The organism is Levilactobacillus sp. (assembly GCF_022646225.1).
GTDB lineage: Bacteria > Bacillota > Bacilli > Lactobacillales > Lactobacillaceae > Levilactobacillus > Levilactobacillus suantsaiihabitans.
In genome coordinates this window covers 94,841-109,128 of record NZ_JALCJA010000006.1, presented here as the reverse complement: position 1 = coordinate 109,128, position 14,288 = coordinate 94,841, and the positions used below count along the sequence as shown (strand labels likewise).

The following is a 14,288-nucleotide window of genomic DNA, read 5'->3' as shown; positions in this document are numbered from 1 at the left end:
CTATTTCCAGTAGGCGTATTGGTATTGGGCATCATTCAGCAAATCGTAAGTCAGACCGCCGACTTGCTTGCTGATCAGCTTGGCTTCGGCTGGCTGGTAAAGTGGGACGTAGCCTTTGACGGCCATCAGGTATTTGTTGGCACGAACCAAGCCGTTATAGCGGTTTTGTCCGGTTTGCGCTTCGGCCTGAGTCAATAGGCGGTTGTACGTGGGGTCGTTCCAATGGGTGAAGTTAACGGAATTATTCTTGGCGGCCAGGTCGAGATAGTCCGATGCGTCCAGCCAATTGGTCGACCAGCCGATCAGATTGATTTCAAAATCACCGGAAAAGTCACGGGCCACGTGTTGGGCGTGGGGTAATGCGGTGGTCTTAACGGTCAGTCCCTTAAAATATTTTTCCATCACGGATTGCAGATAGGTCCCAATCTTTTTATCGTCATCACTATCGTCGGTCAAAATATTCAGAGTGACGGTTTGCTTGCCAGTTTCACGCAGATATTTTTGCCAGTAGCGTTTGGCCTTGGCGATATTGTGGGGCAACAGGTTGCCAGTTTCTTGGGCCATGTCACCACCAGTCTGCGGATTGGTTTGGTCTCCGCGAGGAATGGCACTGAGGGCGGGTTTTGAGCCATCCTGAAGGACCTGACTGGTCAATTGCTGACGGTCGATGACAAAGGAAACGGCTTGACGGAGATTTTCAGAGTCGGTGACTTGCTTTTGGTGATTAAAGTAAAGAAAGTTCATGCGTCCCAAGAGGTGGGTCTTGAGCTGCGAGTCATTGCGATTGGCCCGGACGTATTCGCCACTGACGGTCGTTTCTTGAATCTTCCCCGCCTTAAACAAATTGACGGCAGTCGATTGATCCTTCGTTACGGCGACCTTGATGCGGTTGATGTTGACCTTATCAGCATTCCAGTAGTGGCGATTCTTGACGTAATGCCAAGTGGCGTTGCTGCCAGTCCAGCCAACGAGTTTGTACGGGCCGTTGGCAACTGCCGTAGCGGCGCTGGTCCCATAGCGACTACCGTATTTTTTGACGGCAGCGGTATTGAGCGGATAATATTTGCTGGCCAACAGGTCGTTAAAGTAGGGCACTGCCCGTGTTAAGTTGATGCGAAGCTTAGTCTTGCTCAGAGCCGTGACCCCCAGCTTGCTGGGAGCTAGGCGGCTGTGTTGAATGGCACTGTAGTTTTTGACCGCAGCAAGTACACTGGCATACTGGGCCTTCGTTCGCGGATCGGCCATTCGCCGCAGCGAGGTGACGAAGTCTTGGGCCGTAACGGCTTGACCGTTGGCCCATTTGGCGTTGGCCTTGAGGGTGAACGTGTAGGTCTTACCGTGATTGGTGGGTTGGACGACCTTGGTGGCTACGCCCGCGACAATCTTGTGCGATTTGCTGTAGGTGTAGAGTCCTTCCATCGTTTGAAAAATGACACTCGCGCTGTTGGTATCGGTGTCTTTATTAGGATCGACCGTCGCGGGTTCATCGGCTAAGGTGACATTTAAAGTCCGATTGTGCTGCGACTTTCCCGCGGCAGTCCCGCAGGCGCTGAGGGTGACGAGCATGAGTAGTGATAGGGGAACCAAACGCATAAAATGTTTCATGTGAAACAACCTCCTAGCGGCAATTGATTAGACGGGTGGGAAAAACAAAAAGCACCCTTACGGAAATCGTTTCCGTAAGGGTGCTGTCGCACGGTACCACCTTGTTTTTAACTCGAATGTGAACGGCAATCCCTCCTAGAGACTGAGGGGCGTTGGCTAGGTCCAACTGCTCAGTCGGGTGCGATTCACTGCACAGATAACGGGTGCGACCGGTCGGGCTTACTGGCGTTCAGCTGACAGTTCGGAAGGGAGTTCGCGTTGTTAGCCTTGACCCGCTTGCACTTAACCGGGCTCGCTAACAATGACCGACAACGTTACTGGTCTTCGTCATTACTTTTTAATTTTCTAATCAATTGTTAATGATTGCTAGTTTAGCAGGAATTTTCAGAATGTCAATGACAAATTTTAACGGGGGATCAGGTACAGTGGTTTTCGGAGACCAGGGGCGTGCCACGGCGAACGGTAGGTGGCCAGTTCGGATTGTGAGGCTGTAAATGACTATTTTTGATGTCATAAGTCGCATGATCACAATGGTTTCAGTTGATTTCCGCCTTTCAACCTTCAGTTGCTTGTAAGATGGCCGCAACCAGGAATGAAGTGGCTTGCGGAGAGCCAACGTGGTCATTGTAGTATTGGGCAAAGCGCCCATCGCTTTGATATAACTGGGCTAAGCCACGATGAGCAGCAATTGAATAATTGTTCCACGTGAAACATAGCCAGTCACGATGCAAGGCATAGATGTGTTGGGCTACCGGACTGGTGAGGTCGCCACTGTGGCACACGTCTCTTAGGGCGTCAAAGAGCTGCTGCTCGGTGGCTTGCATGCGCTGGTAGTCTGCCGCGCTTAAGTTGGCAAATTTTGCCTGGCTGGCAGTAAAGGTTGTGTCACCGTAGCGTTGCCGGACCTCCGCACCAAATTTTTGGGCGTTGGCCGTGAGCTGGTCTTGTTTGAATGCGGCAAATTTTTCTGAATCGGTCATGGGGTGACCTCCATTTCTGGCCGCTAGGGTGCGGTCTAAAGTCGTCAGCAAGGCCGTGAGTTGGTCACGTTGCTTAACCAAGTGGGTGCGCTGTTCCTGGAGCGCGGCCGTTTGGGCTGCCGGCGATTGGGCCAGTAGTGATTGAATCTGAGTCAGGGTGAAGCCGAACAGCTGAAAGTAGCGAATCAGCTGCAGGCGATCCACGGCTGCGGCCGGATACATCCGGTAACCGTTATGCGGATCCCGGTCGGCCGGCAGTAGTCCAATCTGGTCGTAGTAACGCAGCGTCCGCGGACTCACGCCGGCGAGCTTGGCGAGTGCTTGAATGCTGTAGGTCAAGGTGACCACCTCCTGTCTTGCTTACAACCTACTATAAGGGTTGTCGTAGCGTCAAGGTCAAGGGCTGTTCGCGTAAAATTAGGGTAACCCGAAATTTCACAGCAGGCCCGTCGTGACGCGGTTTTTAACCGGGACCAACGTTTTGTCCTGACCCCGAAGTGTGCTAAAATATAGGTATTATTTGTAACTTTCTGACCCGACGGCAAGTGCCCGGGTAACCATAACTTTTTTTGATGAAACAGATGAGGAGCAAGTATGAATAAAATATTTTCACGAGCCAATGTACCCGAGTTCTTACAGAATCGGCGGCTGCGGGGAATTGCGGTGCTCATGGCACTGCTGGCAATTCTAGGTATCGTGCTGTCGTTTTTATTGAACTGGATCTTTGGACTCGTCATTTTGGTGCTAGTCGGCATCTCAATGTTACTGGTCTTTAATACCATGGCCGAGATTGGGGCCGACACCACGCAGTACATTTCCGACCTGTCGTTTCGCATCCAACAAGGCGAGCAGGAGGCGTTGATTCGCATGCCGCCTGGTGTCATGATCTTGGGTGATACCGATCAGATCGAGTGGGTCAACCCGTATTTGCAGCACTACTTCGGTGATACCGACGTGTTGAATCGGTCGCTCAGTGACGTGGACGCGGACCTGGCCAAATTGGTGGCCACGACCAAACCGCAGACGATGACGACCGTGAGCTGGCGCGACTACCGCTTCACCCTGTACGTCCAGCCGGATTTCCACGCGGTTTACCTGTATGACATCACCCATTACCAGCTGATTCAAGAACAGTATGACGACGAAAAGATTGCGATTGGCCAAATTTTCTTGGATAACTACGATGAAATTACGCAGTCGATGACCGACCAAGATATTTCGAACCTGCGCAATTATGTGACCAACGAGCTGTCTGCTTGGGTTCAGCAATTTGATATGTACCTAAAGCAGCTTGATGATGACCACTACTTCGTGTTGGCCTACGCCAAATCGTTGGCAGCCATTGAGGCGGATAAGTTCAAGATTCTCGACACGATTCGGGAGAGCACGTCGAAGCAAAACTTCCCCTTGACGCTCAGTATGGGAATCGCGTACGGCGATGCGAACCTGAATAAGCTGGCCGACCAAGCGCAGAGTAACCTGGACCTGGCCCTGGGTCGGGGTGGGGACCAAGTCGTCGTTAAGGCGGCCGACCAAGAGGCCCGCTACTACGGCGGGAAGACCAACCCGATGGAGAAACGGACGCGGGTCCGGGCGCGGATGATTTCCCAAGCCCTCCAAGAGCTGATGAGCGAATCGGACCAGATCTTCGTGCAGGGGCATACCCAACCGGATATGGATTCGCTGGGTGCTTGCCTGGGGATTCGCCGGATCGCCAAGATGAACAACAAGACCTGCTGGATCGTGCTCGACAAGGAGACCGTCCATTCCGATGTGCAACGGTTATTGGATAATTTGAAGGCCTACCCCGACGTGGATGCGGCCATCATTTCGCCAGCCGAGGCCTTGGAAAAGGCGACCGACCAGAGCATGCTCTTGATGGTCGACCACTCGAAGCCGTCCATTTCAATTTCGGCCGAACTCTATCAACGCCTGGAAAATCGGGTGATGATCATTGACCACCACCGGCGCGGTGAAGAGTTCCCTGAAAATCCGCTGCTGGTCTACATTGAACCGTACGCCAGCTCGACGTGTGAGCTGATCACCGAAATGTTTGAGTACCAGTCCCAAGAGGGCGAACCCATCAACAAGCTGGAAGCCACGGCGATGTTGACCGGGATCTTCGTGGATACCAAACACTTCTCGTTGCGGACCGGGACGCGGACCTTTGACGCCGCCAGTTATTTGCGGTCAGCCGGGGCCGATGCCGTTGAGATGCAGCAGTATATGAAGGAAAACGTCGACAGTTATTTGCAACGCAATCATTTGATTGAAATGGTTGAGTTTGTCAACGAGGACATGGCCCTGATCACGGGTGAAGAGGACCAGACTTACGATCCCGTCACCGCGGCCCAGGCGGCCGATGACCTCTTGAACATGTCAGGCGTAGACGCCTCGTTCGTGATTACGCGACGGGCGGACGGTCGGGTCGGCATTTCCGCGCGGTCGTTGGGTGAGATCAACGTGCAGCTGACCATGGAAGCCATGGGCGGCGGCGGTCACCTCTCCAATGCGGCCACGCAGATCAGTGACAAGACAGTCGCTGAGGTCAAACAAGCATTATTGGATATCCTCAACCACACGGCTGAGCCTGAGCCGGCGACCACATAGTTAATTGCTTCTGGGCGTGAGGTGGCGTAGGATAAGATTAGATATGGAATAAGTGAGGAGTGAACGACGTGAAAGTTATTTTTGTGAAAGACGTTCGCGGTAAGGGTAAGCGCGGGGAAATCAAGAATGTTCCCGATGGCTACGCCCAAAATTTCCTGATCAAGCGGGGTTTGGCTAAGGAAGCCAACCAATCCGCCATGAGTCAGTTGAATGCCGAACGTAAAGCGGAACAACGCCGCGAAGCTGAAGAATTGGCTGAAGCTAAGGAATTACAAAAGCATTTGGAAGCCGACAAGACGGTGGTTGAAATCGTGGCTAAGGCGGGGGAAGACGACCGGTTGTTTGGGTCAATTCCGAGCAAGCAAATCGTTCAAGCCTTACAAAAGCAATTCGATTTAAAGATTGATAAGCGCAAGGTTGAACTCCCTGAACCAATCCGGACGCTGGGCTTCACCAACGTACCGGTCAAGCTACACAGCGACGTGACCGCTAAGATTCGCGTCCACGTGGTCGCTAAACAAAAATAAAGTTAGGAAAGGTCGTCCGCTGGGGCGGCCTTTTTGCATGAGTGGAACTGACTGCTTAAAGGTTGAAAGACGAAAATCAGCTGGAATTACTGTTAACATACGGTTCATGGCGTCATAAATAGTCGTTTACAGCCATATAATACGAACTGGCCGCCTACCGTTCGCCAAATATGGGTTGGCACGCTGGGGCGGACGGGGCGAGAAACATGTCTAGCCACATAGCCGAAACGTGCGCCAACAGGCAACTGGTTCCGCTTAGCAGGGCTAGGCAAATAATCCAAGACCGGGATCATCCGCCTAGCACCGTTAATGCTCGCCAGTTAACCGCCTGTCGTCACACGCTTTTCAGCGGCTGGCCCCTCACAGTTGGACAAAAAAGCCGAGCCTCAGATTCGCTCATGACCCCATTCCATGGTAAAATGGAAGTCTAGTTTCTGTCGGTGATTTTTCTAAAGAGGTAAGCAAACAGCATGGATAATAACGTTCTAACAGATCACACACCACCACAGAGCCTCAGCGCCGAAAAGGCCGTCTTAGGGGCGATCTTTTTGAGTACCGACGCGTTGGTGGATGCGCTGGAATACCTGGCCCCAGAGGACTTTTACCGCCGGGAACACCAGATTATTTTCCAAGCGATGATTGATTTAAACGACCGAGATGAGGCCATCGATGTGGTCACCATCACCGATCGCTTGACGTCGAAAAATGAGTTGGATGACGTCGGTGGGGTCACCTATATTGCCGAACTGGCGGGGTCCGTGCCTACGGCGGCCAACGCGACCTACTACGCCAAAATCGTGCAGGAGAAGGCCATTTTGCGGCGGCTGATCCAAACGGCCACCAACATTGCCACGCAGGGTTACGAACAAGATGGCGACGTGGCGGACCTCCTGGACAACGCGGAACGCGACATCATGGGGGTAGCGGAGACCCGTAACCAGTCGGGGTTCAAACCCATCCGTGATGTCTTGAACAGTTCCTTTGAAGAAATTAATAAATTGTCGGAACAGGGCGACGTGATTACCGGGTTATCGACCGGGTACGCGGAACTCGACAAGATGACGACCGGGCTGCACGATGACGAGCTGATGATTTTAGCCGCCCGGCCAGCCGTCGGGAAGACCGCCTTTGCCTTAAACATTGCCCAAAATGTGGGCACCAAGACGGACAAGACCGTGGCCATTTTTAGTTTGGAAATGAGTGCCGAGTCGTTGGTCAACCGGATGCTGTGTGCGGAGGGCTCCATCGATGCCAATCACCTGCGAACCGGGCAGTTGTCGGAAGAAGAATGGCAAAACCTGATCGTGGCGATGGGGAGCCTGGCCAAGGCCAGCATTTACATCGATGACACGGCCGGTAACAAGATTACCGAGATTCGGGCCAAATGTCGGCGGTTAGCCAAGGAAAAGGGTAACCTCGGGCTGATCGTGATCGATTACCTGCAGCTGATCGAAGGGACCAACCACGAAAGTCGGCAACAAGAAGTGTCTGATATTTCGCGGCAATTAAAGAAGTTGGCCAAGGAATTGCACGTGCCGGTCATTGCGTTGTCCCAGCTCTCACGGGGCGTGGAACAGCGGCAAGACAAGCGGCCAGTCCTGTCCGATATTCGGGAATCCGGATCGATCGAACAAGATGCTGATATCGTGTCCTTCCTGTATCGGGATGACTACTACGAGCGCGAAGGCGACGAAGATGGTGGCGGCGACAACGACAGCGATCCGCGCGAAGAGGGCGATCAAGACGTCGGGGAAGTCGAAGTCATTATTGAGAAAAACCGGTCGGGTCCGCGAGGAACGGTCAAATTACTATTTGTGAAGTCGTTTAACAAGTTCTCCTCGGTGGCCTATACACCGGGACAATAGCACATATCTCGGCCAGTCAAAATGGCTGCATCAGAGCTTGGACAAATTTGGTCCAGGCTTTTTTGTATAAAATTTTGAATAAACCGCTTTCGGCTGTATAAACGTCAAAATTAGTGTCTGATTTTAGAAAAAATGGGTGGGTCATGAGAAATTGATTGTGGGCCAAAACCCTTGGGCCACTAAGGATATAACGAATTCAATAATAAACATATTCAAAATTCATAAGAGTGTGCCAGAAAGTTCACAGTTTCATCATATTTTCCCATTAGTATATGAAACATAGAAGTTAACCAATCGGTTGCTTCTACCAAAGATTAACAATCTTTTTTCATGTACTCCTCCTCCCCTGGAATAATGAAAAAATAGTTAACGTCATTCTTATATAATGACGTTACCCCTACTCCGATGACCATCGCTTTCCCCGAGCGGTGGTTTTTTTGTGGCCTCATTTGGACATATGTAAAAAATAATGCTTGACGTTTGTTCACAAAATCCGTTATGATGTAAGCGTTACCAAAAGCAAAAAGGAGTGGCGAACAAATGGCAAAAGAAGTGCAAGCAGCAGTTGTTGAGAAACGAAACGATCCATTCGTTGTGAAAAATGTGTTGGTAGACGACCAACCAGGGCCGAAGGAGGTTTTGGTGCACATTGTTGCGAGCGGAATTTGTCATAGTGATGAAGCCGTGCGGGTCGGCGATGCCGGCGACTTACCGTTACCCATCGTATTGGGCCATGAAGGGGCCGGTATCGTGGAAAAGGTCGGTTCAGCCGTGAGTGGCGTGGCCGTGGGCGATCACGTGGTTCTGTCCTACGCCTACGATGGCACCTGTGATAACTGTTTGGCCGGGCAGCCAGCCTCGTGTGAACAGTGGGTGCCGTTGAACATGGGCAGTGGCAAGCGGCCGAATGGTCAACCCGTCTTCACGGACAAGGATGACACCACCCAGGGCCTGGGCAGCATGTTCAACCAGGCGTCCTTCAGTACGACCACGTTGGTTCAAGAAAGCAACGTCACGGTCGTGGGCAAAGACGTTGACTTGCGGAAGGTTGGGCCACTGGGCTGCGGTTTCGTCACTGGGTCCGGCACGGTCTTCAACACCTTGAAGCCAGAACCGAACTCCACGATGGCCATCTTCGGGACCGGTGCGGTCGGTTCCGCCGCCTTAATGGCCGCTAAGATTTCCGGCTGTGCGCAAATTATTTCCGTCGATATCGTGCCCGAACGCCTGGCCATGTCCAAAGAAATTGGCGCCACGGCGACCGTTAACTCTAAGGAAGTCGACGCCGTTGCGGCCATCAAGGAACTCACCGGGGGTAAAGGGGTTGACTACGCCGTTGATACGACCGGATTATCTGCCGTGATGAAACAAGCGGTCGATGCCATGGGCATTAACGGGGTCTTCGCACCGCTGGCCGTTTCCCAAAAGGAACTGGACCTGGTGCCATTCAATGACCTGGTCGCCACGCAAAAATCCGTGGTGGGTGTCCTAATGGGCAACGCGGTACCCCAAATTGAAATCAAGAAGTTGATCTCTTTCTGGCAAAAGGGACTTTACCCATTCGATAAGCTCGAAAAGACCTTCAAGTTCGCCGACATCAACGAGGCGGATCGAGCTTCCACCAGTGGGGAAGTCATCAAACCCGTGCTGATCATGGATGAAGATTATACCGTTTAAAAAATGGGCGCAACCGGCCACCTAATGGCCACGTTTCGGTCAATTAAAGTGAACACGAAGAGCCTGGGACAACCATCCCAGGCTCTTTCGCATCTCGTTTACATAGCTGAAACGTGCGCCAACCGGCAGCTGGTTCCGCTTAAGACTACCAACCAAACAATCCAAGCCCAGGATTATTCGGTTAGTAGCCTTAGTGCTCGCCGACTGCTCGCCGGTTGGCCCACTCTTTTTGTTTCACGTGAAACAGCTTAATTTTGGGCGTGCAACTTGGCCCCGAGTTGCCAATAGCTGGCTGGCAAGTCGGTCATGGCTGCGACGTCATCCGGACCGTCCGCCGTGACCGTGGCCGTGCCTTGGAAGGACATTTTCAGCCATTCACACGAGTGCTGCACGGCTTGAGTGATGCCCAGGGCCTTGGTCTGGGGCGCATCGGCACAGACGACCAGCAAATAGACGCGTTTGCCCGCGAAAGCAAAGCCGTTGGTGTAACTATCAAACCAGCGGTCCATGAAGACCTTGAGCTGGCCGGTCATGCCGTACCAGTAGACCGGGGTGCCCAAGACGATGTCGTCCGCCTGGGCGAAGCTGGTCATTAACTGTTCGTAGTCGTCTGTGAGGTCCTGTTGGGGCAAGTCGGTGTCACGGTGGTCCTGGACGAAGTGTAAATCGTGGGCGGCCAGCTGGATGGTGGTGTGAGGCAGGTTATGTAAAAAGCGTTCGCCCAGCGTCGCGGTATTGCCGTGCTGCCGGGGACTGCCATTGATAAATAAAATGGTCATGGGTAGAGCTCCTTTCGCACTTAGTGTACGGATTCTCCCACAAAAAAGCAATTAACTCGCCGCCGGGGGTAGTGCTGGCCTAGGGAAATATGGTAAGCTGAATCTAATTGAATTCTAATCATAGAGAGAAGGCGGCTTATGCGCGAAATTCGACTCCGCTGGTTACTGTTGGGTGCCTTGTTCAGTAGTATCGGCATGAGTTTTATTTGGCCCTTGACCACGATTTACATGCATAACCGATTGGGGGCCTCGCTGACCGAAGTCGGGATCATTCTCCTGTTGTACTCTTCAGCCAACGTGGTGGGTAGCGTCATCGGCGGTCGGTTGTTTGACCGCTACAATCCCTTTTACCTGACGGTGGGTGGGGTCACGACCTCACTGGTGACGTTGGGGAGCTTGATCTGGCATCACGGCTGGCCGGCGTTTCCCATCTCGTTGATCTTTTTAGGGCTGGCATCGGGCTGGACGCTGACCATGGTCAATTCGCTGGGAACGACGATCCATAGCCGCGACGGACGCTACATCTTTAACATGCTCTACTTTGCGCAAAACCTGGGGGTCGTCTTGGGGACGGCGCTGGTGGGCTTCGTCTATAGCGTGAGCGTGACTCTGTTATTCGTGATTGCGGCCAGCCTATTCGTTTGCTTCTTGGTCGTCGTGGTGACCTGTTATCACGCGCCGGCGGTCATGCAGCGACAGGTCGTGGCCAAGACGGAACAGGTCGTGACGATTCCGCGGCCCAACCGTCGGATCATGATGACCTTTTTCATCTCCCTGGTCGTTATCTGGGTGATGTATGAGCAGTGGGTCTCCAACCTGTCCGTCTACATGACTGGCATGGGCATTCCCATGCGTGAATACAGCCTGTTGTGGACCATCAATGCTGGGCTGATCGTAGTCTTTCAAGCCATCCTCAACTGGTTGGCCAATTTCTTTAGCAATCTGTATCTGCAGGTCTACGCGGGGATTTTCTTCGTGGCGTTGTCGTTTGCGACACTGATCTTTGCCAAGGACTATCTACATTTCGTCTTGGCGATGGTGATCTTGACTCTGGGTGAGGCCACGGCCTTTCCCGCCATTCCGGCGATCGTGAACAGTTTGACGCCGCATGCGGTCAAGGGCAAATACCAAGGGATGGCCAACGCCTGGGCCAGCGTCGGCAAGGCCTTTGGACCGTTATTTGGCGGCTTGGTCATTGACCACGGCTCGTACACCCTGCTGTTTGTGATCGCGGCGGTCGCCAATCTGGTGATTTTGGGGGCCAATGGCGTGGTCATTTCCAGCAACCGTCAGAATGTGGAAATTTATAAGTAGGTTATTTGCCTTTTGGGTGTATAATTGACTAAGAGGAAGTATTACGCACAAAAGGGAAATCAGGGGACAGCACATGACAAAAAAGACAAGGGGAATAAGTGGCGTTTTGCTGGGCCTAGTGGTTGGAGGAGTCCTCTTCAGCCAGGTCCCGCAGAGTCAGTCCACTGTAACGGATTCGGTCGTTCAACCGGCTTCCGGACAAACGGCCGTGCAATTGGATACCGCTGGCAAGGGGCACGTGGCAGTCAAGACGCAAACGACAACCAGTCAGGCAGGCAAAACGGTGAGTCGGCAAACGACGACCATGACGCAGGGTCATCGGCAACAGGATATGCATAAATAAAAAAATTAGGGGGTCATTCATGCCCCTAAATGACCAATATACAAAAGGATGATCCTACGGCGACGCGGGATTGTCTTTTTTTAACGCCAATATTCAGAAAATATACATAAAAATGAATGTTTATAAAAGTATTGACAGCAAAAGTGAATGATGATAAATTTAATATCAATCAAGAAGACGTTGCCAGAAGAGTAACCCGCCACCGTTTGTTTAGCGAATCCGGAATGATGGAAGCCGGATCAAACGCCCGGGTGAAGCGCATCTGGAAGTCGGTGGCGTGAAAGGAGTAGCCTCACCTGGGTCGTGCCCATTACCGCACGGTGCATCAGCACACTGAGAGATAAAACAAGGTGGTACCGCGAGTCGTTCGCCCTTGTTGGCCAGAGATGGTCGACAGGGACGGGCGACTTTTTTTGCGAGACCGGTCAAAAATTGAGGGGTAATCAATATGAAAAAACTTTTAGGATTAGGATTGGGTTTCATGGCCATTGCGACGTTGGCCGGTTGTGGCACCACGCAGGCCCAAAGTAGTGATGACAAGGCGTTGAACGTGACGATGGTCGGCAATCCGGCCACCGCTGACCCAGCCATTTCGGGGGACAGCAACAGTTCCAGTTTGATCGCGCAGACCGAAGAGGGACTCTACACGCTCGACAAAAACGGGAAGGTCATCGCCGGTGTGGCCGAAAAGGTGGTCAAGCCAACCCAAAACGGCACGGTCTACACTTTCAAGATCAAGAAGAATGCCAAGTGGGCCAACGGCGACCCCGTGACGGCGCAGGACTTTGTGACTTCCTTTGACTGGCAGGTCAATCCCAAGTCCAAGTCACAAGTGGCCAACAAGCTGAAGTATTTAAAGAACTATGACGCGGTCCAAGCTGGCAAGAAGGCCCCGTCGGCCTTGGGCGTCAAGGCGTTGGATCAGCAGACGTTACAGTTGACCCTGTCGCAACCACAACCCTGGTTGCCAGATATCTTGGCCACGGCGGCCTATCCGATGAAGACGGACCTCTTTAAGAAGTATGGCAGTCAATATGGTACTAGCGCCGCCAAGACCCTGTCGGAAGGGCCTTATAAGTTGGTCGGGTGGAGCGGTTCGGCCGACAGCTGGTCATACGTGAAGAACCCCCATTACTGGAATGCCAAGAACGTGAAGATTGACAAGGTCAACGTTCAAGTCGTCAAGGATCCCGGGACGTCGGCCAACCTATTCAAGTCGGGAAAGGTTCAAGAAACGGTCCTGTCTGGGCAATACATTAAGCAAAATGCCAATAATCCTGAATTAAAGACCACGTTGAACAGTTCGATGCGGTTCTTGGAATTCAACGATCAGAAGAAAGTGACCCACAACACTAAAATCCGGCAAGCCTTCTCCTACGTGGTAGATCGGCAAGCGCTGACCAAAAATGTCCTCCAGGACGGTTCGGCCGCTGCGAAGAGCCTGATTCCTACCGGTGACGGCAATGACCCAACTACGGGGAAGGACTTTACTGCCGACGTGGGCAACCTGTTGAGCTACAATCCCAAGAAGGCCACGCAACTGTGGAACCAAGCCAAGCAAGAATTGGGCATCAAGAAGGCTAATTTGGAACTGTTGACGGCGGATACCGATGAGCAAAAGCACGTCGCCCAATACCTGCAACAACAGGCCCAAAAATACATGCCCGGTCTATCGCTCACCATCAAATCCATGCCGTTGGCCCAACAGATCGCCAAGGGCGCCGCGGGGAACTTCGATATCGACCTCGATGGCTGGACGACCGACTGGCGGGACCCGGCCGACTTCTTGCAAATGGCCGATGGGACCAGCTCCGTTAACTTTACCAAGTGGGACAACGCCCACTTCACCAATTTGATGAAGCAAGTCGATGACACGACCAACCACACCACGCAACAACGGTGGGACCTGCTGAAGCAAGCCGACACCTATGTCACCAAGCAAGCGGGCCTCGTCCCACTGTATCAACAAGCCAAGGCTCACCTCGTCTCCGATTCCGTGGGCGGTCTGAAATACACCATGATGAGTGACGCCCAATATAAGTATGCTTATTGGAAGTAATCTCATTAGCTGAGGATAAGAAAAGTCGTTTCGCGATTGGGCGGAGCGGCTTTTTTGACGAAGCTAGCAGGTCAGACTGGTGTTTACAGATTAAACTAGCGTATACTTATAGGCAAGAACTATTCGGCCACTCAACTTTAGGGGAGCGTCAGTTAAACGCTAGGTGGGGCGGTGGTCAGAACCTAGGGGGCGCGGGGATGCAGTTTCAACGGTTGTTAAAGGAACAGGTCCTGCAAACAGCTGATCTGTTAGTGGTTTTCTTGTGTTTGTTAGTGCCGGTATTTCTGGTGAAGGGGGTCGTGGACCTCATCACCTTGGGCGAACTATTTTGGGTCGACTACGGCGTCTTCTTCGTGGCGACCGTCGGGGGATTCATTCTATTGTTCGCGGTGATCGACTTGATCGAGGTGGCTTGGCAATACTGGCATCGCTCAAATTGAGTAAATGAGAGCAGTCGTTCTGGAAATTCCGGAGCGGCTGCTTTTTCGTTAGGATCAGTGCCTGAAGGTTGCAAGTAGAAGTGACGCGT

11 protein-coding genes are annotated in these 14,288 nt (G+C 52.5%); 8 read left to right on the top strand and 3 right to left on the bottom strand.

The annotated features are described in order from the left end of the window. Entirely contained in the window at positions 1 to 1,605 is a 1,605-nt protein-coding gene (locus LKH74_RS10770; RefSeq protein ID WP_287788979.1) for a peptide ABC transporter substrate-binding protein, read from the bottom strand. 554 nt (positions 1,606 to 2,159) lie between these two features. Next, positions 2,160 to 2,924, bottom strand: a complete 765-nt coding sequence (locus tag LKH74_RS10765; protein ID WP_287788978.1) for a MerR family transcriptional regulator — start codon at positions 2,922 to 2,924, stop codon at positions 2,160 to 2,162. 255 nt (positions 2,925 to 3,179) lie between these two features. On the opposite strand from LKH74_RS10765, the gene LKH74_RS10760 reads away from it, so the two are divergent. The 4 genes from LKH74_RS10760 (at position 3,180) to LKH74_RS10745 (ending at position 9,264) form a co-directional block, all read left to right on the top strand. Then, complete coding sequence (locus LKH74_RS10760) at positions 3,180 to 5,195, top strand: DHH family phosphoesterase (protein WP_135367812.1); 2,016 nt, start codon at positions 3,180 to 3,182, stop codon at positions 5,193 to 5,195. Between the two features lie 68 nt (positions 5,196 to 5,263). After that, positions 5,264 to 5,722, top strand: a complete 459-nt coding sequence (gene rplI, locus LKH74_RS10755) for a 50S ribosomal protein L9 (protein WP_125574696.1) — start codon at positions 5,264 to 5,266, stop codon at positions 5,720 to 5,722. Between the two features lie 470 nt (positions 5,723 to 6,192). Then, complete coding sequence (gene dnaB / locus LKH74_RS10750; RefSeq protein WP_135367813.1) at positions 6,193 to 7,587, top strand: replicative DNA helicase; 1,395 nt, start codon at positions 6,193 to 6,195, stop codon at positions 7,585 to 7,587. Between the two features lie 540 nt (positions 7,588 to 8,127). Next, entirely contained in the window at positions 8,128 to 9,264 is a 1,137-nt protein-coding gene (locus tag LKH74_RS10745) for an NAD(P)-dependent alcohol dehydrogenase (RefSeq protein WP_287788976.1), read from the top strand. A 248-nt stretch (positions 9,265 to 9,512) separates the two neighbouring features. Here LKH74_RS10745 and LKH74_RS10740 read toward each other — a convergent pair whose 3' ends face one another. After that, positions 9,513 to 10,043: a flavodoxin family protein gene (locus LKH74_RS10740; RefSeq protein WP_287788974.1), complete on the bottom strand. Its 531-nt coding sequence runs from the start codon at positions 10,041 to 10,043 to the stop codon at positions 9,513 to 9,515. Between the two features lie 138 nt (positions 10,044 to 10,181). On the opposite strand from LKH74_RS10740, the gene LKH74_RS10735 reads away from it, so the two are divergent. From LKH74_RS10735 to LKH74_RS10720, 4 genes are all read left to right on the top strand, one after another. Next, positions 10,182 to 11,357 carry an MDR family MFS transporter gene (locus tag LKH74_RS10735; protein ID WP_135367816.1) on the top strand — a complete coding sequence of 392 codons (1,176 nt, stop codon included), beginning with the start codon at positions 10,182 to 10,184 and terminating at the stop codon, positions 11,355 to 11,357. 73 nt (positions 11,358 to 11,430) lie between these two features. After that, positions 11,431 to 11,700: a hypothetical protein gene (locus LKH74_RS10730; RefSeq protein ID WP_287788973.1), complete on the top strand. Its 270-nt coding sequence runs from the start codon at positions 11,431 to 11,433 to the stop codon at positions 11,698 to 11,700. A 448-nt stretch (positions 11,701 to 12,148) separates the two neighbouring features. After that, positions 12,149 to 13,759 (top strand): peptide ABC transporter substrate-binding protein, encoded by a 1,611-nt coding sequence (locus LKH74_RS10725; protein ID WP_287788972.1) that lies wholly within the window; start codon positions 12,149 to 12,151, stop codon positions 13,757 to 13,759. A gap of 197 nt (positions 13,760 to 13,956) precedes the next feature. Then, positions 13,957 to 14,199, top strand: coding sequence for a hypothetical protein (locus tag LKH74_RS10720; protein WP_287788971.1), 243 nt, complete (start codon positions 13,957 to 13,959; stop codon positions 14,197 to 14,199). Positions 14,200 to 14,288 lie beyond the last annotated feature (89 nt).